Origin of the sequence: Haloplanus sp. HW8-1 (assembly GCF_023703795.1) — an archaeon.
GTDB classification, from domain to species: Archaea; Halobacteriota; Halobacteria; order Halobacteriales; family Haloferacaceae; genus Haloplanus; species Haloplanus pelagicus.
Window position 1 is genome coordinate 2,147,043 of record NZ_CP098518.1, and the last position, 20,423, is coordinate 2,167,465.

Sequence of the window (20,423 nt, forward strand, 5' to 3'; positions counted from 1 at the left end):
CCTCGCGTGTGACTGTTTCTATGACGCTCTCTCGAAGAAGTATTCAATACTCAGTCGATACGTCCACTCAGGTCGATGGACTCCGGATACTCCTATCGTGATCCACAAACCCAGGCCCGTCTGGTGTGCCTGCCCAACGTTCGAGGTACTGGTGATTTATGCGGATGTTTTCTCACGCTTGTTCCGTTCAGAGAGATTCCGGAAGATGCCGTAGACGACAGGCCCATCGGGAAGCGATACCGTATCGACAGCGATTTCGATAGGAATGGTTTCACCGTCGGCGATCACCAGTTTCGGCTGCGAGCCATCCGGTAGCGTTTGGATTGTCGTTCGTTCGCCTTTAGCCCGCTTGAACCCTTTGCGGTACAGTTCGGCGTCCTCGGTTGGATGGAGTGAACTCTGGTGGCGGCCAATGATCTGATCGCGCGGTTCCCCGAGTAGCGTTTCGGCAGCGTCGTTTAGCTCGACGATTTCTCCCGTCTCGGCTTCCGCAACGAACACCGGATCCGGAGCCGCCGCAAGCAACGTTTCATACCGCTCTTTTTGTGCCGCCAACTCCCGGTCGCGCTCTTTGCGTTCGGTGATGTCGCGCCCCTCTGGAATCAATAGCGTAACGTTGTCTTCGTCATCGGTAATTGGTCGAATCGAAAAATCGATAATGACCGCGCCCTCATCACCTTGCACTTCGACCTCATACCGGACGAACTCGCCCGTTGCGGCACGATTGACCGCATCCTGTAACTCTTGTTGAGTAGCGTCGTCGATCTGCCACCAATCCGCCTCCCAAAACGGCTTGCCGATAACGTCCTCCCGGTCAAGACCTCCGAAGTTGAGAGCTGTCTCGTTAGCCTCAAGAACGGTCCCGTCAGGATCTAACAATCCGATAAACTGATATGTCTGATTGAAGATTGCGTTGTAGCGACGTTCGCGTTCCTTGCGTTCGGTGATATCCCGACCGACGACGAGATGCTCGCCAGGGACAATATTGGCCTTCCCCGAGTATTCGACGGTGTGTTCCACTCCATCAGCATCAACGACGGTGATGTTGCCGTGGGTGGCTCCAGTGCCCGGGAAATCACCCATTTCGGCGTCGAAATCGAACGCATCAGGAACTAACTCGGTGAATGACCGACCGACCAACTCCTCCCAATCCAGCTCAAAAAGCGTCTCTGCCGCCCTATTGCCGTTCAAGATTTTGGCGTCGTCATTGAGAATGAGTATCGCGTCGTTTGCTTCTTCGAAGGCCGCCTGAAACCGGTCACGTCCCCGTGTGGCATCAGGGAGCTGTTGTTTCGGACTAAGGTTGGGGATTCGTGGGACCGAAAGCGTGATGGTCGTCCCGTCTTCCGTGACTGTCGTATCGATAGTCCCATCGTGGCCCGTCACGATCCAGTGGACCAGCCACAGCCCCAATCCGCTTCCATGGGAGAGCGGCGTTTCTTCTCCAGTAGTCAGTACCCCAGCTTCCATATCGGGGAGTCCGGGTCCGTCGTCGGCGATCCGAATCTCGATAGCATTCGGCACGGTGTCGATGGTCACCGAGACAGTCGGGGTTTCATCGCTGTGCTCGGTGGCGTTTTCGAGTAGTTCTCTGATGGCCCGCTCGAAGCTCGGCAGCAGGGCTACACTGATGTCTTTGTCGTATTCGACGGAAAGTGACGCCTGCGGCTGTTCTTGTGCGACCGTCTCGACGACATCCTCAACGAGCGTGCCAACCGCGGTGGGCTGGCATTTGGTGTCAGACGTGACGATCTGTTCCAGTTCACGGGCTTTCTCGCTCAGATCGATGAGGGAATCGATATATTCGAAAGTGGTTTCGATAACGGCTTGATCCGGCAGTTGCTCGGTTAGCTGTCGTATGTTTCCTCGAACGACGCTGATGTCGTTCCGGAGGTTGTGTCGAAGCACTCGGTTGAGAACGGCAGCGAGATTGGATTGACTCGTGAGTTCGGCCTTGACATGCTCGCGTTCGCGTTCGCGTTCGAGCAACCGTGTGAGGTGCTCGGCAAACAGCGTCTCGATATCGCTGAACGGCTCAGAGCGGGGGTCGTCAGCGACGAAACAGACCGTCCCGTAGAGGGTCGCGTTGACGATGAGTGGAATCCCGAGGTAGGTGTCGTGGTTGCGGGTCTGGAGTGCCGGGTCGTCGGTCCACCCCTGGGCGGACGCATCGTGGAGTGCGTAGTGAGTCTCTGTCGTGATAGTCTCACGACAGTACGTATCTTCAAGCGAACATCGTAGTCCGGCAGGAAACTGCTCAGTATCGGTCGTGATGACTACCTCCCAGTCTTCAATTTCGCTGTCGATCCGAGTGAGATATCCATAATCCAGATCGAGATACTCCACCCCGACTTCCAGGACTTCACGGGCTTTTTTATCGAACGGAACCTCCTTTCGCACGATGGAGTGTAGTTGCTGTCTGGTTTCTGTCGGTGGGACTGTCGTCTCCGCCATTCAGTGCTCACCTCTCTGATGTGTGTGTCTTTGACTCTCGGCTGGTCGCTCTATACTGTCAAACAAATCAGATTGCGATTGAGCTGTTCGACCCGCTTCTCGGAGACTGTCGCGTTCCCCTCTGCCTTCGACTCGTTCGGTAATGTCTCTATTGACAGCAACAAAGTCAGTTATTTCTCCCGTCTCGTCAGTTACCGGTGTAATCGTTTGATTGATAACATACCGGTCGCCGCCTTTCGTCGCATTGACTAATTCACCCTCCCACGTGTCTCCGGCGAGGATCGTCTCCCACAGTTCCTCGTAGAATTCCTCGTCGTGTTCGCCGGATTTGAGGATTTGCGGTGTCCGACCAATCGCTTCTTCGGCAGTGTATCCGGTGGTTGTTTCGAAGGCCGGATTGACGTATTCGATGGTCCCGTCAGCGTCAGTAATATACACCGAATGCGATGTGGCCTCGATTGCTTGCTTGAACTGGCGAAGCTCACGTTCGCGTTCGTGGCGTTCAGTTATATCAATTGCCACACCGGTGACAGTACCGACGCCCCCATCCTCGTCGAACACGGGATTGTACGTCGTCTGGTAGACAGCATCAGCGATTTCGTGTGTTGCCGTCGTCTGTGCCCCCTTGAGGGCACTCTCGGCTGCAGCGATAATATCGGGATTGTCAGCAAATACGTCGAAGACAGACTCGCCAACCAGTTCGCCGGGCAGAAACCCCAGTGTACTCAGAGCCTTGCCCCGGGACAGCGTGAACACGCCGTCTGCATCGAATGCAAAGGAGATGAGCGGACTGTGTGAGAGGACAGTATCGAGTTCCTCGGTCTGTTGGGTGAGTTTGTCATGGACACGTTCTTTTTCGACGCTATTTATAATCCGGTTGGCGAGGACAGTGAACTGGTCGGTGCCGGACTCCTTCTGGAGATAGTCGGTCACACCGGCCGAAATAGCGTCGCTGGCGACTTCTTCGGACCCTCTGCCGGTAAAGAGAATAAACGGGAGGTCCGGATAGGACTCACGGACAGCTGTGAGAAATTCGATCCCATCCATGCCAGGCATGTTATAATCGCTGACGATACAGTCAATATCGTCGCCGAGACGCTCACTTCCCTTCGCTGCGCTGGGCGCTTTCTCGACGCTGATCCGGTCTGTCTCCCTTTCGAGACACGTCACAGCCAGGTCAGCGAAGCCAGGGTCGTCCTCGACGTGAAGTACCTGGATCTGCTCGGGGCGACTCCCGTTCTTCGACCGTCCATTGGTGTGAGTTTGTTTGCGTGACATTATCTCTCTTCTCACCGCAGGTTATCGGTCCATCTCAGGCGGTGAACTCCAGTGGGTTGAGCCAGAGCGTGAACCCATCGTCGTCTGTGATGAGTCCGCGCAGGAGGTCAGTGTCACCGACACTGTCGGTGTCCAAGGTCTCCTCAGTCACCTCGGTCACTTCGTGGACATCCGAGACGAGCCAGCCGGTTGCCCCTCCGTGCCGACGGTGTCCGAATCGAGGACGACGATGCGACCGTTCGACCGACCTCCATCGGCACTTACCGCGTTCGATCTGTCGAGGAGTGCGGAGAGATCGACGATGGTCGTCGTCTGCCCCCGGAGATCCATCATCCCTGCGACGTGGGCAGCATCGCTCGGTGTGGTCGTCAACTCGCCGGCTCTGACGATCTCGGCCACGTACGTGATGTCAACACAGCAGGTTTTCTCACCTAACCGAAACGTCAGCACCTGCGTCCCGGTGTCCGCTGTGGTCGCCATCAGGCACTCACCCTCCCATCCGGCGGCAGTGACGACACACCCGGCTGGCTCGGCCAGCGCGTGGGTGACCACGTGATGACGTCCCTCGACGTGGGTGTGGGCCCCGAGTGGACAGTCCCAATCATCGGGTCTCACTCCCTGACTGTCTGGTCTCGGACGACCTACCGGACCCGACGCCACCGTCGGCTACAGCTGATGAGCGAGTGTCACCCGAGCCCGTGGCCCCCGCCGGATTCTGCGCCACGTTCTGAACCTCGAAATCCGCGACCTGTGCGTGCAGGTCGTCGGCGAGCGTGGAGAGGTGCTGGATGGTCTCTGCGGTTTCAGACAGCGAGGCGGACTGCTCTTCAGTCGCTGCTGAGACGCTGCTTGCCTCGGCCGCGGTCTGCTGACTCACACTCGACACTTCGTCCACCATCGAAACGACCTCTTCCGAGGAGGCTGCCTGATCGTCGGTGGCGTCACTGATCTCTGTAATGCCCGACTCGGCCTGTTGGACAGCCCCCGCGATCTCGTCGAACATTTCGATTGCGTCTTCGATGGTTTCTGACCCCCGCTCGACACGGCCACTCATCTGCTCCATCCTGTCGACTGTCTCGCCCGTCGTCGATTGAATGGCTGTGATGCGCTGTTCGATATCGGTCGTCGCGTCGGCGACCTCCTGAGCGAGCCCCTTGATTTCGTCGGCAACCACTGCGAAGCCTTCGCCAGCCTCGCCAGCACGGGCTGCCTCGATAGAGGCATTCAATGCGAGCATATTCGTCTGCTCTGCTATCCCAGTGATCATCTCGACAATCTCGCCGATTTCTTCCATCTTTTCGTCGAGAGTCTTCACCTGGGTGGCGGCCTGGTCTGCCTGTGTTTCGATGGCTTCGATTTCCTCGGTCGCGTCAGCGGCGTACTCCAGGCCGGTTTCACTCCGCTCGACGGCTGTCGAGGCGGTTGCGGCGACCTCCTCTGCCGAAGAGGCGATTTCTTCGACTGTGGCCGACATGTCGTTCATCTCGTTGGCGACTTCCTGGAGGTTCTCGCTCTGTGTGTCGGCACCGTGTGAAATCTCCTCAACGGACTCGGCAACCTCAGACCCGGCCTGCTCGATTTCTTCGGCACCGCTGGCGGCCTCCTCGCTCGATGTCGATACCTCGTTGGCGATTGCCTGGACACGGCTGACGCTGTCGCTCAGTTGTTCGATTCCGTCTTCGAGCGTCGTCAGTACGTCGCCATAATCGCCGGGATAGTCGGTTTCGAACTGACGGTCCAGTTCGCCCGTTTGCAGACCCTCGCTCGCGATGGCAATCTGCTCGAACCCGTCCGAGAGTTGCCGCGATCCCGCGTCGAGACTATCCAGTACGTCGCCGTACTGGCCGGGCTGGTCCGTATCGATCTGCTGTTCGACCTGGCCCTGCTGGAGATTGTCGCTGACACGCTGTATCTCGTCGAAACTCTCGGTGAGCTGTGTCGTTCCCGAGTCGATGCTTTGCATGATATCTCCGTAGCTCCCAAGATAGTCGGTCTCGACATCCCGCTGGGGATTCCCGGTATCGAGGTCCTGGCCGACGGCGTCGAGTTCGGCGAAGACGTTGCGCAGGTTCGTCTGCATCTCGTTGAACGCCTCGACCATGCGTCCGATTTCGTCGCTTTCGACGTGATCGTCGAGATCAGTGTCGAGATCGCCCTCACTGGCGGCAACGGCCGCCTCCGAGAGCTGGTTGATTGGCGTCGTAATCCGTCGCGCCACGAACAGTCCAATTGCGATTGCAACGATGAACGCTCCCACGGTAAGTGCGAGGATGGTCATGCGAGCGGTTTGTGTGACGCTGTCGGCCTGGGCGTCCTGCTGGGCCTTGGTCTCCTCTGCTGAGGCGCCGAGGGCTTCCGTCGTTTCAATTAGCTCAGTGCGCACTCCCTCCATCTCGGCGGCTTTCTGTTCTGCGAGGTTCTCATCGCCCGCTTCCCTGGCCTCGAAATACTCGCTGGCGAGTTGCACATACTCTTCATCCTGTGATTTGATAGTTTCAAGTTGCTGTTGTTGCTCTTGGGTCAGATCTCTCTCTTCTACCCGCTGTTCCTGTTGATCGAAGGTTTCCGAAGCCTCGTCAAATCGCTGCTGGGCGTTCTCTTCACCGATTTTCGCCAGCTGTACAGCTAATGCTTGCTCTTCAGCGGCAACACGCAATTCCGCCGTCGCATCCATCAGTTCTCCATCGTCTCCGATCTTGTCGGCCTGAGTGTTGACATCGGTAATCGACGTGTAGCCCACTAACCCTGTTACTCCGACAAGCAGTGCCACGATCATGAAGGCGATGAGCAGTTTCGGTCGCAGGTCCAGACTGTCGATTTTTATCTTGTCAATCATTTTTTACACTCCTGCCTGGGGACACGCAGGTGTTCGGAGTACTTGTTCGCGCCTTGGGCCGCGTGTTACTGAGTTGCACAGTGGGTGGGCAGGACTATTTGATTACGAGACTGTGGGCTAAGAAGTCAGGTCGTGTCCGGACAGCAGTGCTAATATATTAGGTCGCCCTTCTCAGTCGGAGTCGGCGGATTCGGTTGCGGCCACCAAATTCCCGTCGCCCTTCAACAGAGTGTCGAACAGTTTCCGTTCCGCTTCCCGGACGTGCTCGTGGAAGGTTGGGTTCGAGAACCCGAACATCTCCGCGATGTCTTTGCCACTCGCATCCCGGGGCGAGTCGAAGTACCCACACCGATAGGCTGTTTCGATGACCTCGCGCTGGCGGGTGGTGAGAGTTTCGAGTATGCTACCATGCATAGCGGCACTCGAATCGGAGGAGGTACTCGACTCCCGCTTGGCGAGCAGTTGTGCGTCCTCGAATTGGGACATCACCAGGTCGACTGCTTGCCGAGCATCACTCGCCCGCGGAACTTCCACTGTCAGCCGACCGCCAGTCTTGTCAGCCGAGAGTCGTCGCAGAATCAGTCCTCGGTCGGACAACTCGGAGCCAAGAAACGGTCCCGTGAAGTACATCTGAACGAACGTGTCCGTCTCTCTCTCTATCAGACGGTTCTTCTCGACCCCGTCCAGTTGTTCGGCCTCCTTCAGTACTTGAGCTGGCGTTCCATCAGTGACTTTGGCGAAGACGAGCGTGGACTGGTCGGACTGTGGAACGAATCCATCGAGTTCGAGGCCGAGATTGGTTCCGGCGGTGAGCCGGCAGAACAGACAGGTCCGGTCCTGAATCTCGAAGTCGAGTTCCATCGTCTGATCTGTGTGCAGTGCCTCTTTATGCTCCATCGCAACAATCGAGCGGGCAAATAAGTCGCCCAGGTCTTCCAGGACGGAACGCATCGCAGCTGGAAAGCCCGATTGCGTACGTGCGTATACGCTGAGGACACCGTAGAGTGTCTCTTCATAGACGAGTGGAATACTCAGTACGGACTGGAATCCACGCTCGAGGGCCACACTCCGCCAGTTGTCGCGGTGGATATCCGTCGCGATGTTCGCACTGCCACTCACATCTCGGGAGCGTGCAGCCTGCACGGACGGTTCGGACTTGCCTCCCGCATCTAATCCGAGAGGGATACTGTCGAGATACCCCTCCGCGTTACCGGCGCGTGCCTGGGGAGACAACTGCTTTTCTCCGAGGTCGACGCGACCGATCCAGGCAAAGTCCACAAGTTCGGACTCGACGAGGCACTCACAGACCATCTGTTCGAGTTCCGCCCGCGTTTCGGACTGCACGATTGCGTGACTGATGTCCCGTATCTGTTCGTTTATCGACTCGACTTGCTGGAGTTCACGGCGCTGGTCCTGGAGTTGCTGTTCATGCTCGACACGGCTGAGTGCCGCCTCGGCTGTGGCTCCCAGCGTCTCCACGAGACTGACTGTCTGGTCGGTGAACTCCGCGGGTTGGGTATCACCAGCCACGAGAACACCTCGGTCAGCGACTGGAATGACCAGTTCGCTTCGGACCGTCCGCTCGAATTCGTACTCCGTCTCACGTGTCCAGAAGTCATCGACGAGCGTGGTCTCGCCGGTGGAAAGTGCATGCCATTCGACGCCAACTCCCGGTTCCAGAACGGGAAACTCTTGGGGTGGCTCCTCAGGTTGGTTCCCGTCAGTAGTGATCACTGGCTGGAGTTCCCAGTCTACCTCATCGAAATGATAGAAGGCGACGGTCGCGACGTTGAGGATCTCGCCCAAGGTCTTGACCACCGTCTGTTCCACGTCCCGTGCAGTTTTGGCGCCGAGCAACTCTCGCGTTGCCTCGTTGAGTGACCGCAAACGGCGTTCGTGTTTGAGTTGGTCGCTGATATTACGGATAATGCCGAAGGTAACGTCCCTCTCGCCCAGTTTGACCGTCCGTACGCTGACTTCAACTGGGATTTGAGTTCCCTCCCCGGTAACGACGTGAATTTGAGATCCATCGGACAAGCGCCGCCAGGTCCCTCCGTCGTCTATTGCGTCTGTAAAGAACGATTCGTACGCCGTTTTGGACTCAGTCGGATACAGAATGGAGCCTGGCCGACCGATGAGTTCGCTTTCTGGATACGCAAATAGACTTTCGGCGGCCTCGTTTACTTCGATTATCTCGCCTGTTTCCGCGTCCGCAGCGACGATGGGGTCCGGTGCTGTCTCCAGTAGCGTCTGGTACTGTTTCTCGGCCCGCTGTCGTGCCTGCTCTCGCTCTTTCCGCTCGGTGACATCCCTGAAGTAGACGGCAATCCCACCGTCGTCGTTGGGGGATGCCTGAATATCGAACCAACTGTCGAGACCCGAGTAATACGCCACGAACGAGGTCGGCTCGCGTGTGTCCATCACCTCCCGGTACCGCTCCTCGAATGTCGTTCCACGTGCGTCGTCGAACACGTCCCAGATGGTCCGGTCGAGGAGTTCCACCTCGGGTGTGTTCAACAGTTCTGCGCCCTGATCGCTGATGAACGAGAACCGCCAGTCGGCGTCCACCTCGATGATCCCGTCAGTAATCCGGTCGATTACCTGTTTCCGTTTGCGTTCCTGCTGCTTGCGCTCGGTGATGTCACGTAACGTTACGATAATGCCGCTGACTTTCTGAGAATCGAGAAGGTTCCTAGCTCGACTCTCGACCCAAAGCCACGTCCCGTCTTTCCTTCGGACACGAAATTCCATCTTTTCCGAGACACTCTCCCCAGTGGTGTACTTCCGGAGGCGCTCTTTGATCCGGTCGCGGTCCTCGGGGTGAACGTAGTCGAACGCCGACTCACCGACTCGCTCGTTGGCCTCGTATCCGAGCATTCCGGTCACACCCGGACTCTCGTATTTGATGACCCCGTCCTCGTCGACGACGATAGTTAGGTCAGAGACGCTTTCGAGATACAGTTCGTGGCGTTCGAGTTCCGCCTCACGTTCCTTGCGCTCGGTGATGTCCGTAGACGTGCCAAACCATTCGACAATTTCGCCATCCTCCAGGATTGGGACTGCCCCCGAATGCGCCCACCCGGTGGCTCCATCAGCGCGCTTGACACGGTGTTCCATCTCGAACGGGCTCTGTGTCTCGATCGCTTCGTCGATTGCCTCCCCCACGCGCTCTCTCGTCTCTCGGAATGTAGTCTTGCCACGTGTTGGGGGTATCGTCCGCGACAAACCCCTCCCCGGCAAGTTGGTCTATTTCAGACCAATCAGGACTTATTCGATAGACACCCTCTGTGGTGGCCTCCACCAACGCATTGAGCCGTTCCTCACGCTCCTGTACCGCTTGGTCGGCGTGTTTGCGCTCGGTGACGTCCCGAGTGGTGATAACGATCCCCTCAAACAGCGGATCATCCGTGAGAACGCGAGCACGGCTCTCGACCCAGATCCACTCACCATCTGTCGTCCGGGCGCGATATTCTATCGGACGCTGGGAACCTTCCTCCGCCACACGTTCTTGGAACCGCTCTTTGACCCGCTCTCTGTCCTCGGGATGAATGTGTGTGAACGCCGGTTCACCGACTCGCTCGCCAGGTTCATACCCGAGTATCTCGCTGATTCCAGGACTATCATACCTGATGGTTCCATCCAACTCGACGACGGTGATGAGATCTGAGACGCTTTCGAGATACAGTTGCTGACGTTCGAGTTTCGCTTCGCGTTCCTTGCGGTCGGTCACCTCTTGCCCCGAACTGAGGGTCCCAGTGATACTGCCCTCGTCGTCACGGAGGACTGTGTTGTGCCATTCGGTGATGCGCTCTTGACCGTCCGCTGTCACGACCGCGTTCTCGTGGCGTTCGTCGGCCTCTATCTCACCGGTCATCAACCGGTCAAACACTCCACGAACCTCCTCCTGTATCCGGTCCGGAATGCACGTGTCGAACCAGTCTGCCCCGACGAGGGTGCCCGGTTCGTAGCCGAGAATATCACGGGCTTTGGCGTTTGTGTACGTCACTTCCCCAGTGGCGTCAATCGCTATCATCATCACATCGGCGATCTCGAGGAACCTGTCGCTGACATCCGAGGCGGGCGAAGGAGGTTGCGAGCGCGACTTCATAGTAACTATGGGGCGTTCTTTATGTTGTAGACAGAAATATCCTTGAAGAACTACGTACGCTCTTGAGTAGACTGGCGGAATACTCTGTTAACAAGCCACAATTAGGCGTGTGTGACGGGCTGAGACGCCGGAATTCGTGGGGGGAAGCGATTCATCACCCCATTCCGAAGAGCCAGTTCCGCTGTACTACCGAAGAGCGAGTTAGCATGAAGAGTGAGGCGTGCTGATTTCTGAGTGTCTATGCCCGAAATCAGCCGCCTCAGCGATGATAACGACTGGATCGAATTAGATTTTGTGGAGCGTCAGCGGACACCCGAGTTCGCGATGCGGCTCGGTATTCAGATGCACGTGGCAGGACTATCACTTTCGAATACAATCTCGATTCTTGAAAGGTTGGGTGTCGAACGCTCTCGAACAGCCGTCCACAACTGGGTGCAGAAGGCCGATCTACAGCCCGAAGGCGGTGCAAGCCCGAATCACGTTGCACTCGACGAAACCGTGATTCGAATCAACGATCAGCAATACTGGCTGTATGCCGCCATCGATCCTGAAACGAACACATTCCTTCATATTCGGCTCTTTAGCACGTATACGACCGGCCTTACAGAAATCTTCCTGAGCGAGTTACGCGAGAAACACGATGTCGAAACCGCCGTGTTTCTCGTCGACGATGCTCAGTGGCTCAAAACTGCCCTCAATCGACACGGCCTCGATTGCAGATACGAACTCCATGGCAATCGGAATGCCGTCGAACGTATATTTAGAGAAGTAAAAAGACGAACCTCTTCGTTTTCAAATACGTTCAGTCACGTGGAGCCGACGACAGCAGAATCGTGGCTCCAAGCCCTCGCCGTCTGGTGGAATCGATGCCAAAGTTAACGCGACCGCGTGACGCGGGCGAAGGTTCATGACGGTGGACGTACAATTCTTGTGTGGTATGGACTGTCGAGTCGTCGTCGAGGCAGCGGTCCCGGTGTACGACGTAGAGACCCCGGACGAGGCGATTCGGATCGCCATCGCCAAGACCGGTGAGATGCTGAATCCCGACCTCAACTACGTGGAGATCGAGATGGGATCGCGGACCTCCCCGTCGGGGGAGGAGCTCCAGCCGGCCTTCATCGCGGCCGACGAGGCACTCGTCGCCCTTGAACTCGAAATGACGGTGTTCAACGTGGAACAGGAGGAACACGCCTCCCGGATCGCGCGCAAGGAGATCGGTCAGCGACTGGAGAACGTCCCGCTCACGATACTATCGGTCGAGCGGATCGAGTCGGACGACGAGACGGACGAGGACGACGAGACGGACGAGGACGATGCGACGGACGAGGACGATGCGACGGACGAGGACGATGCGACGGACGAGGACGATGCGACGGACGAGGACGACGAACTCATCCCCGAGTTCGAGGAACTGGTCGACGAGTGATCGCCGGCGCCACCGCTGGTCGATCGAAGCGTGTCGGGAGACCGCGCCGTACGTTCGCGTTCAGTCCGCGCGAGGAGCGACGCGCTCCTCGGACGTGTCCAGGGAGGAAGTGATTCCCTTCGCCAACTTGAAAACAGCCGCCTTGTGATCGGTCTTGGACTTGTGGATGGATGTGGGTCGTACCCCCATCTCCTCGTATGCCGTCAGGTCGATTTCGTCGTCATGCCACGCCGCACACTGTTTCTCTACCTCGGCCAGAAGGCCGTGCAGGTGAATGAGCTCCTGCTTTTTCATAACAACGTCCCATAGCGAGTGGAAGGTTATATTATTATCCTGAGTGGAGTTAACATGCGTCTCGGCAAGCGTCGGGGTCCGTTGCCGGGGCGTTCTGAAACGTTTTAGTCGTCACGGTTGTCAGGTTGGGGTATGGATTACGAAGACAGTCTCGACCGGGCGCTAACGGAGACGCCGGAGATAAGCGACGCTGTCGGCCGGTTTCAGGTCCCGGACCCCGAGGTTCGAACGGAGGGCAACGTCACCAGCTACGAGAACTTCGAGGAGACACACGACCGTCTGAATCGGGAGCGGGACCATCTCCTCAAGTTCTTCCAGTCGGAACTCGGGACGAGCGCCAGTATCGACGATCGGGGACGTGCGCGCTTCACCGGCGATTTCAAGCAGTCACGCGTGGCGGATGCCCTCGACGAGTACGTCGAAACCTTCGTGACGTGCTCGGAGTGTGGATCGCCCGACACTCGACTGGTCGAGGAGCGCGGCGCGACGGTCCTGAAATGTGACGCCTGTGGCGCGCTTTCCTCCGTTTCGGAGCTGTGATCAGTCGAACTGCTTGACGAGTTCGAGGTCGCGTTCGGTTCGCATGAACTCCGCGAGGCGGCGGGTCGCATGACACGTCGGACAGCTGAAATTATTTCGGTGACCGGGTAGATCGGTCGGTCCGGCTTCCCAGTCCTTGCCGCACTCGGGACACAACAGTCTCACGAACGCTTCGGCCATACCCTCTTCTGTGTCACGGAGTCTCATTAAACGTTCGGGGCTGCGACCGGGCGCCGATACACCTCCGGACCCCCACGACGGCCGCCGTACGACACCGTGGCCCGCCGGAACCGTTCCGGTCGGCTCCGTCACGATTTCAAAACCCTTAACGCCGCCTCGCCGGTAGCGTACAGTAGCGGGATGGGATAGCCAGGAGATTCCGCCGGGCTCATAACCCGGAGATCGGTAGTTCAAATCTATCTCCCGCTATTTTCGAACGCCTCGTAGATTTGAACAGTGAGTGAAACGACCGTGGTTCAAATCTATCTCCCACTATCTTTCGGCGGCCGTCGGGACGAATCGGAGCCGAGATCGGTCGAACGAACCGTCGTTCCCCGTCTCCCCGACGTGGGTTTCTCGGCACCTTTCTCCGGAGTTGTCCCACGTTCGGCGACCCCGCCCTGTGGGACCGAAAGCCATAATCGCCGCGCGTCCCTGCCGATAGTCGATGAGTCACCAGTTGCCTGACGTGCAGGCAAGCCAGCCCGACGTGACCGTCGGGCTCAGTCAGGTCGGCGTCACCGGAGTCGAGAAACTCGTCAAACTCGACCGGAACGGCAAGCGCCCGATCGTTCTGATGGCGGAGTTCGAAGTGTTCGTCGACTTGCCGAGCGGCCGCAAGGGGATCGACATGAGCCGGAACATGCAGGTGATCGACGAGACACTGGAGGCGGCCGTCGCGGAACCGTCCTACCGCGTCGAGGAGGTGTGTGGCGACGTCGCCGAGCGACTCCTCGAGAAGCACGAGTACACCTCGACCGCCGAGGTCCGGATGGAGGCGGACTACGTCACCCGCGAGCGAACGCCCGCCTCGGAGCTCGATACGCAGAACACGGCGACCATCATCGCCGGTGCGGTCGCCACCGACGAGGGAACACGTGAGGAAATCGGCGCCCGCGTCACCGGGATGACGGTCTGTCCCTGCTCACAGGGGATGTCCGAGTCGCGCGCACACGATACGTTGACCGATCTCGGCGTCGACGACGGGAAGATCGAGGCGTTCCTCGATCAGGTACCCCAGCCCGGTCACTCACAGCGTGGCCACGCGACGCTCACGATCACGAGCGACGGCTCGCCGGACGTGGACCTGCGGGACGTGATCGACGTGGCTCGCGACGCGATGAGCGCGCGCATCTACAACCTCGCGAAGCGCCCGGACGAAGACCACATGACATACCACGCCCACGCGAACGCCAAATTCGTCGAGGACTGCGTGCGGTCGCTCGCCGAATCCGTCGTCGAGGAGTTCGGACACCTCTCCGACGAAACGGTGATCCACATGAAGCAGTCGAACGACGAGTCGATCCACCAGCACAACGCTCACGCGGAGCGTGAACTCACGCTGGAGGCGCTCCGCGAGGAAGTGGGCGACGCGTCCTGAACGGCTATCGAACGTCGAGCGGGGTGGAGTCGTTCCACTGGTTCTCGAAGACGGTACGGACGTCGTCCGCGAAGTCGGCATCCTTGAAGTCGATCATGGCGAAGGTCTCGGTCGAATCGAGCGGGTTCGGCACCTCGATACACACCTCCTCGCTGTCGATCAGCGTGAACGTGCCGTCGATCGCCGTCGACGTGCGGATCCGGTAGTTCTCGTGGCCGCGGAGGCGGGCCGAAAACTGCTCGTTGAGTTCGTCGGGGATCGTCTCGACCAGGCCCGGATCGATAATCGCTTGTATCGACACGCCGCGGTCGAGCGCCGCCTCGAAGGTCTCCAGGACACGCTGGCCGACCTCTCCGATGTCGATCTGTACGGGGGGGAGGTCGGCGACGTAGTAGATGCGTTCGTCGGCCGCCGAGACGCGTTCGAGGAACAGTTCGACCGTCTCCTCCGGCCCGACCGCCGCCGTCCAGAACTGTTCTTCGGGGGTGTCGACCGCGTCGAGGTCGCCGATCAGGTCGGCCGCGACCGCCTCGTACCGCTCGGCCTGCTGTTCGAGTTCTCGCTTTCGCGCGTCGACGAGTCGATCCAGCGCGGTGTCGGGCTCCACGGCGACGTACCTTTTGGGCCGACTGGCCGTCTGACTCCTGACGAGTCCGCTCCCCTCCAGATCGTTCAGTACGTCGTAGATTCGGCCCATCGGCACGTCACTGACCGACGACAACTCTTTAGCCGTTGTCGGCCCCTGATCGAGCAGTTCGCGATAGGATCGTGACTCGTACTCAGACATGCCGAGATCTCGAAGTTCCGCCATACATCCCCGTGTTGGCCGGGAAACAAAAACGAAGCGGTAGTTTATTCGCTGGCGAGGGTCGCGACGGCCTCGGCGAGTGCCGCCGGCGTCTCGACGGCTTCCGAACGGTCACCGACGATTACGCGCGCCGTCCCGGCGCTCGGAGCGGACGCGCCCGGTCGGACGACCTTCTCGTGGTCGGCGACGCGCAGGGCGGCCCGGTGGAGGTCGCTCCCCGGATCGGTCGCCACGTCGATCACCAGCGGGTCGCGCCGGAGGCGGGCGGCGACGGCGCCGTAGCCGGCGACCTGGACGCCCAGACGATCCCAGGCGCCCGCGAAGGCGGCGACGGCGTCGTGGGCCACTTCGTGATACCGCTCCTCCCCGGTCAGTGCCGCGAGGTCGAGCAACGCGTCAGCCATCTCGACGTTACCGTCGAGCGGGTGGAACGACCGGTCGAGCAGTCCCGGCCCCTCGGCCGGTCCGTCGCGGAACACGCCGTCATCGAACAGCGCCTCGATCGTCCGGTCGGCGACCCGGCGGGCCATCGAGAGGGCGTCCTCGTCGCCGAGCACCTGCATCGCCCGGACGCCCGCGGCGACAGTCCACGCCTGGTCCGCGAGGACGAGTTCCGGCGCCTCCTCGTCGGCCCAGTGGCTGACCGTTCCATCGTCGACGAGATCCGTCCGGATCGTCGAAAGCGTCCGGCTGGCGTACTCGTGGGGACGGTCGGCGTCGGTGTACCCCGAGAGGGCGAGCAGGGCATCGACCGCGAGGGCGTTCGAGTCGGCGAAGGCAGTCAGATCCGTCCGTGGACCGGTGTCGTCCTCGGCGTTTGCCGGCCCCTGGCTCCCGCCGAACGCCGAGCCGTTCCACAGCGCGTCGATCAGATACTCGACGGTGCGGGCCGCGGGCCGCCGGTACGCGTCCTCGCCGGTGTAACAGTAGGCGTGGGCGAACGCACGGACCAGCGCGGCGTTGTCCGCGAGAAGTTTCGCGCGATCGGGGTCGCTCCAGTCGCGGGTCCGGGCGTACCGAAAAAACCCGCCCGCGTCCTCGTCGAAGAGGCCACGGGTGATGGCGTCCAGGGTCTGTCTGGCTTTCGCCCGATCCCGCTTGAGCGCGAACTCGACCGTCCGCGGCAGCGGGAACTTCGGGGCGTCGCCCCATCCCCCGAACTCGGCGTCGAAGCTGCCGTCGATCTGCCCGGCGAGGTGTTCCTCGATCCGATCGGTCACGGAGCCCCGCGGTGGCCGGTCGTCCGCCAAGGAGCGTGGGATCCGACCGGCCTCGGCGCCGCTCGCGTCCCAGCGCTCCCGCACGCTGTCGAGCACCTCTCGCATCCCATCCGGACCGAGAAACCCGGCGCTCGCGATGCGCTCACCGTTCGGCGTACAGAACACTGTCGACGGGAAGCCGCCGACGTTGTAACGTTCGCGGACCCGCGGGTGTCGATCCACGTCGACCCGGACGGGGACGAACCCGTCGTTCAGGTTGGCGGCGATGCGTGGGTCGCCGTACGTCCGGGCGTCCATCTCGTGACACTCCCCACACCACGTCGCCGTCAGCGCGAGCAACACGGGCGCGCCGGTCCGGTGGGCCTCCTCGAAGGCCTTCTCGCCCCACGCTCGCCACTCGACCCGCGTCCCGTCGGTCATACCGACACTCCGTCGTGGGCGGGCCTAAGGGCTTCGTCATGTCTCCGGGAGTGGCGCCATCCCCCGGTCGACCGCAGCGACGTCAAAAGGGCTATGCGTAGGCACGCGGTAATGACGATTATGCGCCTGCGCTGGGTGTTCGTCCTCCTGTTGCTCATCCCCCTCACCGACGCTCTGTTGCTCGTCGTCGTCGCCGACGCCGTCGGTGCACCGGCGACCGTCGCGCTGGTCGTCCTCACCGGCATCGTCGGAATGTTGCTGGTACGGGCCGAGGGCCGTCACACAGTCCGTCGCCTTCAGGAGAAACTGGCGACCGGTGACGTACCGACCAAGGAACTCATGGACGGCGGCCTGCTGATCGCCGCGGGCGCCTTCCTGCTCACCCCCGGACTCGTCACCGACGCCATCGGCTTCCTGCTCGGCGTGCCGCTGACGCGCGCGCCGATTCGAGCCCTCCTCGAGCGGACGGTCGTTGGCCCGTATCTGGAGCGGAAGAGCGGCGGCTTCGTCACCGGTGGGGTGTACACCGGTGGCTTCCCGAACGAGGACCCGTCCGCCGACGACTTCCGGAACGACGACGTCTACGACGTCGACAGCGGTTCCTATCGTGTCGACGACGAGTAGAACGCGAACGGAAACGCTTAACCGACCGACCGCGCAAGCAACTGATGCGCTCACCTGGGCCAATAGCTCAGTCAGGTTGAGCGCTCGGCTGATAACCGGGAGGTCCGCGGTTCAAATCCGCGTTGGCCCACACCCATTTTCCACGAAACGTTGCTAATACAATAGATCGTCTTAAACCCTCGTCGTAGACAAATTACACCGCTCAAGTTCGGGATAGCTATGGCAGAGTGAGCGTTGGTTGAGCGGACTCACTCGCGCGGTCGTCCTACATCTATGCATTGTCGATTAGTTAGATTCAGTCTACTCTGAACACGAATTTAAAATCGTCTGTCACATCCTATACGGAATACTATAGCTTTCGCGAGTGCGTTTTCGGAAGGTTCTTGAATAAAATATCAAGTGCTAAAAAATTTAATTAATGAAATCTACTACAGGCACGTCGTTTATTATCACAATATATAAATGCGGTGAACCTTAATTAAGAATGGGTAGCGCTAACGGTGCCAAAATTCCGATTACGTCCCTGACCGCGATGAGGCGGTAACGAAGCTTTCGTGGACGGGTTCGTGTTCCTGTCGCGGATGGCATGTCGCACCGTGGATGTTACCCACTTTTAGTGCCCGTCAACCCCGACCGCCTCACGATATTATTATTATATTATATTTATTGAACCTTTCGGTGAATTTTCATGGGTGAATCTGGTGTATTTTGAGTAGAACATGCATTAAATCGAATCCAAGTACTCCCTTCGTTGTTCCGCCTTCTCGCGTTCGCCACGCCGGTCGTAATGTTTCTCAAGCACGTCGAGACTGACGTTCATTCGGTCGCTGACGACCTTCTCGGGGACATCCTTGGAGAGATGCTGTGTGATCGAGCCTCGGCGGATCGCGTGGGGACTGACGCTCGACGGACACCGACTGGCCTTGTTCTTCTCCATCGCCTCGCAGGAGTCAATCTCGCGGTCGTGCGGGCACTTCCCGGTGTACTCGCACGGACGAGTGGCCCGGTAGATGCTGTCTCGGAGTGATGACTTCGCCGCCCGTCCGTACCTACTGGAGAAGAGGGGCTTGCGTCCGTGGTCGTCCACGGCCTTCTCGCGGTTGTACCTGAGGTACGCATCCAGCGCGTCACACACCTCGGCGGTCAGGGAAACGTACCGCTCTCCCTCGTTCTTGTTTTTGAGTCTCGTTTCCGTGTCGGGGCGGTGTCGAACCTCGATGCGCTGTTCGTCGCTATCGTAATCGTCCACGTCGAGGCTGTGGGCCGCTCCGATCCGCATCCCCGTGTGCCACAACAACTCGACGAGAGCGTGCGTTCGCGTCGAAAATTCGAACTGGCGAAGGTACTCGATGAGTTTCGTCGCGGCGGCCTTATCGAGGTATGCCGTGCGCCGGTCCTCGTTCTTTGATAACGAGGGCATCAGGATCTTGTCGTGTGTTCCGGAGGCAACGGCGTCAATATCCTCACACCACTTGATGAACACACGAAGTGTGGACAGTTGCGTGACCATCGTGACGTTGTTGAGGTCGCCGTCGTCTCGCCGCCACATCTTGAATCGCTGGAGGTCGCGCCCGGTCAGGTCATTCAAGTTGTCGATCTCCGCGACCTTCTCGCACCATTCGACGAAGTGTTTCAACCTGTAGTGATGCGCTTGAATGGTTGACTCGGAGACTTCCCGCTTCCGCTGTTCGAGGTACAGTTCCTTCGCTTCGGCTGGCTCGATAGGTTCGAGGTCATCGTTCATGATTGGATGGATGCGAAGTAGCGAAGGGGGCGCAAGTCACGGGGCGCTCGCACGCGGGGCATATTCTCCCGACGCGAGCGTTCGAGCGGATATACTCAGAGAGCCATAGCGCCCGTTAGGGCACCTCGGAAACTCTTAGGTCCGCGCGTTCAAATCCGCGTTGGCCCATCCAAAATTAACCGGGAGCTACCCGGGAAAAACTGGGGCCTCAACTCCCCAGCCACCTAATTTCGGTTTCAACACACCTCGGAGACACTTCCCTCTTCGCGGGGTGTTTTGGCGCTCTATCGAACCCCGTAGCGAACGCTCCGGGCCTCGTCTCGGGAACTCCTCGCCACACAGGAGGGGACGCAGGGTGCCTATCACTGGGACAACGAGGACGTGGTCGGGAAGATGCACCGCCTGCAGTTGAGTCCAACCGACGCGGGGAAACTCGTCCCGACCCACCAGTACGGGAAGCTACTGAAATACTACCACCCGAAGTACGTTCGGTCGGAGGAGAACGGAGACGATTCGCTCTACAATCCGAAGGTCGGCGTCTTGGTCAGGAAGAAGTTCCACGGGAAAGCGATTCCGTGGAACGATCTCGGGGACGCTCGACGAGAGATAGAAGAGACGCTGGTGAACCTCCTCGCGTGGTCGAACGTGCCGGCCTCCCGGACCCGACGACCTACGTCGAGGACGATCACTTCACGCCCGTCGAGTCCGACCAGGAAGTTGCCCGGTTCGAGGACCCGACACCGGAGATCGAGGCGCGGCAAGACGCGCTACTGGTGACGACGCTACGGGAGTTGTCCGGGTCCGCATCGGAGGTCGTGGAGTCACTGGCGACTGACGGCGGTCAACACTACACGGAGTTGGCGGAGAACACAGAAACGTCGGCGAGTACGATCTACCGCGCGCTTCGACAGCTGGATGCCCTCGCTCGAAACGACGACGGGAACGTGGACCTCGCCAGCGAGAAACTCCGCCAGGAGATCGTCGGCATCGTCGAGCGGACGGACGACCACCTGCGGTCGGCGGCGGACCGTGCGTGCAAGCTCGTGAACTTGGAGACGCGACAGGCCGCAG

16 protein-coding genes, 2 tRNA genes and 1 pseudogene are annotated in these 20,423 nt (G+C 59.5%); 8 read left to right on the plus strand and 11 right to left on the minus strand.

Annotation, left to right across the window (positions count from 1 at the left end; translation table 11 throughout):
• Nucleotides 1–156: 156 nt before the first annotated feature.
• From NBT82_RS11455 to NBT82_RS11480, 6 genes are all read right to left on the minus strand, one after another.
• Complete coding sequence (locus NBT82_RS11455) at nucleotides 157–2,454, minus strand: PAS domain S-box protein (RefSeq protein WP_251328251.1); 2,298 nt, start codon at nucleotides 2,452–2,454, stop codon at nucleotides 157–159.
• The gene (locus tag NBT82_RS11460; protein ID WP_251328252.1) at nucleotides 2,455–3,732 is read right to left on the minus strand and encodes a PAS domain S-box protein; all 1,278 of its coding nucleotides are present in this window, start codon (nucleotides 3,730–3,732) and stop codon (nucleotides 2,455–2,457) included.
• Between the two features lie 156 nt (nucleotides 3,733–3,888).
• Complete coding sequence (locus NBT82_RS11465) at nucleotides 3,889–4,212, minus strand: chemotaxis protein CheW (RefSeq protein ID WP_251328253.1); 324 nt, start codon at nucleotides 4,210–4,212, stop codon at nucleotides 3,889–3,891.
• A gap of 121 nt (nucleotides 4,213–4,333) precedes the next feature.
• Nucleotides 4,334–6,568: a HAMP domain-containing methyl-accepting chemotaxis protein gene (locus tag NBT82_RS11470; protein ID WP_251328254.1), complete on the minus strand. Its 2,235-nt coding sequence runs from the start codon at nucleotides 6,566–6,568 to the stop codon at nucleotides 4,334–4,336.
• 171 nt (nucleotides 6,569–6,739) lie between these two features.
• Complete coding sequence (locus NBT82_RS11475; protein WP_251328255.1) at nucleotides 6,740–9,733, minus strand: PAS domain S-box protein; 2,994 nt, start codon at nucleotides 9,731–9,733, stop codon at nucleotides 6,740–6,742.
• Complete coding sequence (locus NBT82_RS11480; RefSeq protein ID WP_251328256.1) at nucleotides 9,660–10,676, minus strand: PAS domain-containing protein; 1,017 nt, start codon at nucleotides 10,674–10,676, stop codon at nucleotides 9,660–9,662. Before NBT82_RS11480 ends, NBT82_RS11475 begins: the two co-directional genes overlap by 74 nt.
• Before the next feature lie 240 nt (nucleotides 10,677–10,916).
• Here NBT82_RS11480 and NBT82_RS11485 point away from each other — a divergent pair, with 240 nt between their 5' ends.
• Together NBT82_RS11485 and NBT82_RS11490 are read left to right on the plus strand one after the other, a co-directional pair.
• Nucleotides 10,917–11,555 (plus strand): IS6 family transposase, encoded by a 639-nt coding sequence (locus NBT82_RS11485; protein WP_251328257.1) that lies wholly within the window; start codon nucleotides 10,917–10,919, stop codon nucleotides 11,553–11,555.
• 58 nt (nucleotides 11,556–11,613) lie between these two features.
• Complete coding sequence (locus tag NBT82_RS11490; RefSeq protein ID WP_251328258.1) at nucleotides 11,614–12,102, plus strand: DUF555 domain-containing protein; 489 nt, start codon at nucleotides 11,614–11,616, stop codon at nucleotides 12,100–12,102.
• Nucleotides 12,103–12,162: 60 nt separating this feature from the next.
• On the opposite strand, the gene NBT82_RS11495 is transcribed toward NBT82_RS11490, so the two are convergent.
• Complete coding sequence (locus NBT82_RS11495; protein WP_251328259.1) at nucleotides 12,163–12,396, minus strand: UPF0058 family protein; 234 nt, start codon at nucleotides 12,394–12,396, stop codon at nucleotides 12,163–12,165.
• Between the two features lie 132 nt (nucleotides 12,397–12,528).
• On the opposite strand from NBT82_RS11495, the gene NBT82_RS11500 reads away from it, so the two are divergent.
• Nucleotides 12,529–12,936 (plus strand): translation initiation factor IF-2 subunit beta, encoded by a 408-nt coding sequence (locus NBT82_RS11500; protein WP_251328260.1) that lies wholly within the window; start codon nucleotides 12,529–12,531, stop codon nucleotides 12,934–12,936.
• On the opposite strand, the gene NBT82_RS11505 is transcribed toward NBT82_RS11500, so the two are convergent.
• Complete coding sequence (locus NBT82_RS11505; protein WP_251328261.1) at nucleotides 12,937–13,116, minus strand: DUF7836 family putative zinc-binding protein; 180 nt, start codon at nucleotides 13,114–13,116, stop codon at nucleotides 12,937–12,939.
• A 174-nt stretch (nucleotides 13,117–13,290) separates the two neighbouring features.
• On the opposite strand from NBT82_RS11505, the gene NBT82_RS11510 reads away from it, so the two are divergent.
• Both NBT82_RS11510 and mptA read left to right on the plus strand, forming a co-directional pair.
• A tRNA-Met gene (locus NBT82_RS11510) sits at nucleotides 13,291–13,365 on the plus strand.
• Between the two features lie 238 nt (nucleotides 13,366–13,603).
• The gene (gene mptA / locus NBT82_RS11515; RefSeq protein ID WP_251328262.1) at nucleotides 13,604–14,536 is read left to right on the plus strand and encodes a GTP cyclohydrolase MptA; all 933 of its coding nucleotides are present in this window, start codon (nucleotides 13,604–13,606) and stop codon (nucleotides 14,534–14,536) included.
• Nucleotides 14,537–14,540: 4 nt separating this feature from the next.
• Here the strand turns inward: mptA and NBT82_RS11520 are convergent, their stop codons facing one another.
• Both NBT82_RS11520 and NBT82_RS11525 read right to left on the minus strand, forming a co-directional pair.
• A complete protein-coding gene (locus NBT82_RS11520; RefSeq protein ID WP_251328263.1) occupies nucleotides 14,541–15,347 on the minus strand; it encodes a TrmB family transcriptional regulator in 807 nt (268 codons plus the stop codon).
• A 41-nt stretch (nucleotides 15,348–15,388) separates the two neighbouring features.
• Nucleotides 15,389–16,984, minus strand: a complete 1,596-nt coding sequence (locus tag NBT82_RS11525; protein WP_251328264.1) for a DUF255 domain-containing protein — start codon at nucleotides 16,982–16,984, stop codon at nucleotides 15,389–15,391.
• A 120-nt stretch (nucleotides 16,985–17,104) separates the two neighbouring features.
• Between NBT82_RS11525 and NBT82_RS11530 the strand changes: the two genes are divergently transcribed.
• Both NBT82_RS11530 and NBT82_RS11535 read left to right on the plus strand, forming a co-directional pair.
• On the plus strand, nucleotides 17,105–17,608 hold the full coding sequence (locus NBT82_RS11530) for an FxsA family protein (RefSeq protein ID WP_251328265.1): 504 nt from the start codon (nucleotides 17,105–17,107) through the stop codon (nucleotides 17,606–17,608).
• A 56-nt stretch (nucleotides 17,609–17,664) separates the two neighbouring features.
• Nucleotides 17,665–17,738, plus strand: a tRNA-Ile gene (locus tag NBT82_RS11535).
• A gap of 594 nt (nucleotides 17,739–18,332) precedes the next feature.
• Here NBT82_RS11535 and NBT82_RS11540 read toward each other — a convergent pair.
• Entirely contained in the window at nucleotides 18,333–19,352 is a 1,020-nt protein-coding gene (locus NBT82_RS11540; protein WP_251328266.1) for a tyrosine-type recombinase/integrase, read from the minus strand.
• Between the two features lie 333 nt (nucleotides 19,353–19,685).
• On the opposite strand from NBT82_RS11540, the pseudogene NBT82_RS20435 reads away from it, so the two are divergent.
• Nucleotides 19,686–20,129 (plus strand): annotated as a pseudogene (locus NBT82_RS20435) (DUF7845 domain-containing protein); the annotation flags it as partial.
• Nucleotides 20,130–20,423 lie beyond the last annotated feature (294 nt).

Coding starts and splice junctions, on each gene's coding strand:
- NBT82_RS11455 (WP_251328251.1), bottom strand. CDS start 2,454: ATGGCGGAGACGACAGTCCCACCGACAGAAACCAGACAGCAACTACAC.
- NBT82_RS11460 (WP_251328252.1), bottom strand. CDS start 3,732: ATGTCACGCAAACAAACTCACACCAATGGACGGTCGAAGAACGGGAGT.
- NBT82_RS11465 (WP_251328253.1), bottom strand. CDS start 4,212: ATGGCGACCACAGCGGACACCGGGACGCAGGTGCTGACGTTTCGGTTA.
- NBT82_RS11470 (WP_251328254.1), bottom strand. CDS start 6,568: ATGATTGACAAGATAAAAATCGACAGTCTGGACCTGCGACCGAAACTG.
- NBT82_RS11480 (WP_251328256.1), bottom strand. CDS start 10,676: ATGAAGTCGCGCTCGCAACCTCCTTCGCCCGCCTCGGATGTCAGCGAC.
- NBT82_RS11485 (WP_251328257.1), top strand. CDS start 10,917: ATGCCCGAAATCAGCCGCCTCAGCGATGATAACGACTGGATCGAATTA.
- NBT82_RS11490 (WP_251328258.1), top strand. CDS start 11,614: ATGGACTGTCGAGTCGTCGTCGAGGCAGCGGTCCCGGTGTACGACGTA.
- NBT82_RS11495 (WP_251328259.1), bottom strand. CDS start 12,396: ATGAAAAAGCAGGAGCTCATTCACCTGCACGGCCTTCTGGCCGAGGTA.
- NBT82_RS11500 (WP_251328260.1), top strand. CDS start 12,529: ATGGATTACGAAGACAGTCTCGACCGGGCGCTAACGGAGACGCCGGAG.
- NBT82_RS11505 (WP_251328261.1), bottom strand. CDS start 13,116: ATGGCCGAAGCGTTCGTGAGACTGTTGTGTCCCGAGTGCGGCAAGGAC.
- mptA (WP_251328262.1), top strand. CDS start 13,604: ATGAGTCACCAGTTGCCTGACGTGCAGGCAAGCCAGCCCGACGTGACC.
- NBT82_RS11520 (WP_251328263.1), bottom strand. CDS start 15,347: ATGGCGGAACTTCGAGATCTCGGCATGTCTGAGTACGAGTCACGATCC.
- NBT82_RS11525 (WP_251328264.1), bottom strand. CDS start 16,984: ATGACCGACGGGACGCGGGTCGAGTGGCGAGCGTGGGGCGAGAAGGCC.
- NBT82_RS11530 (WP_251328265.1), top strand. CDS start 17,105: ATGCGCCTGCGCTGGGTGTTCGTCCTCCTGTTGCTCATCCCCCTCACC.
- NBT82_RS11540 (WP_251328266.1), bottom strand. CDS start 19,352: ATGAACGATGACCTCGAACCTATCGAGCCAGCCGAAGCGAAGGAACTG.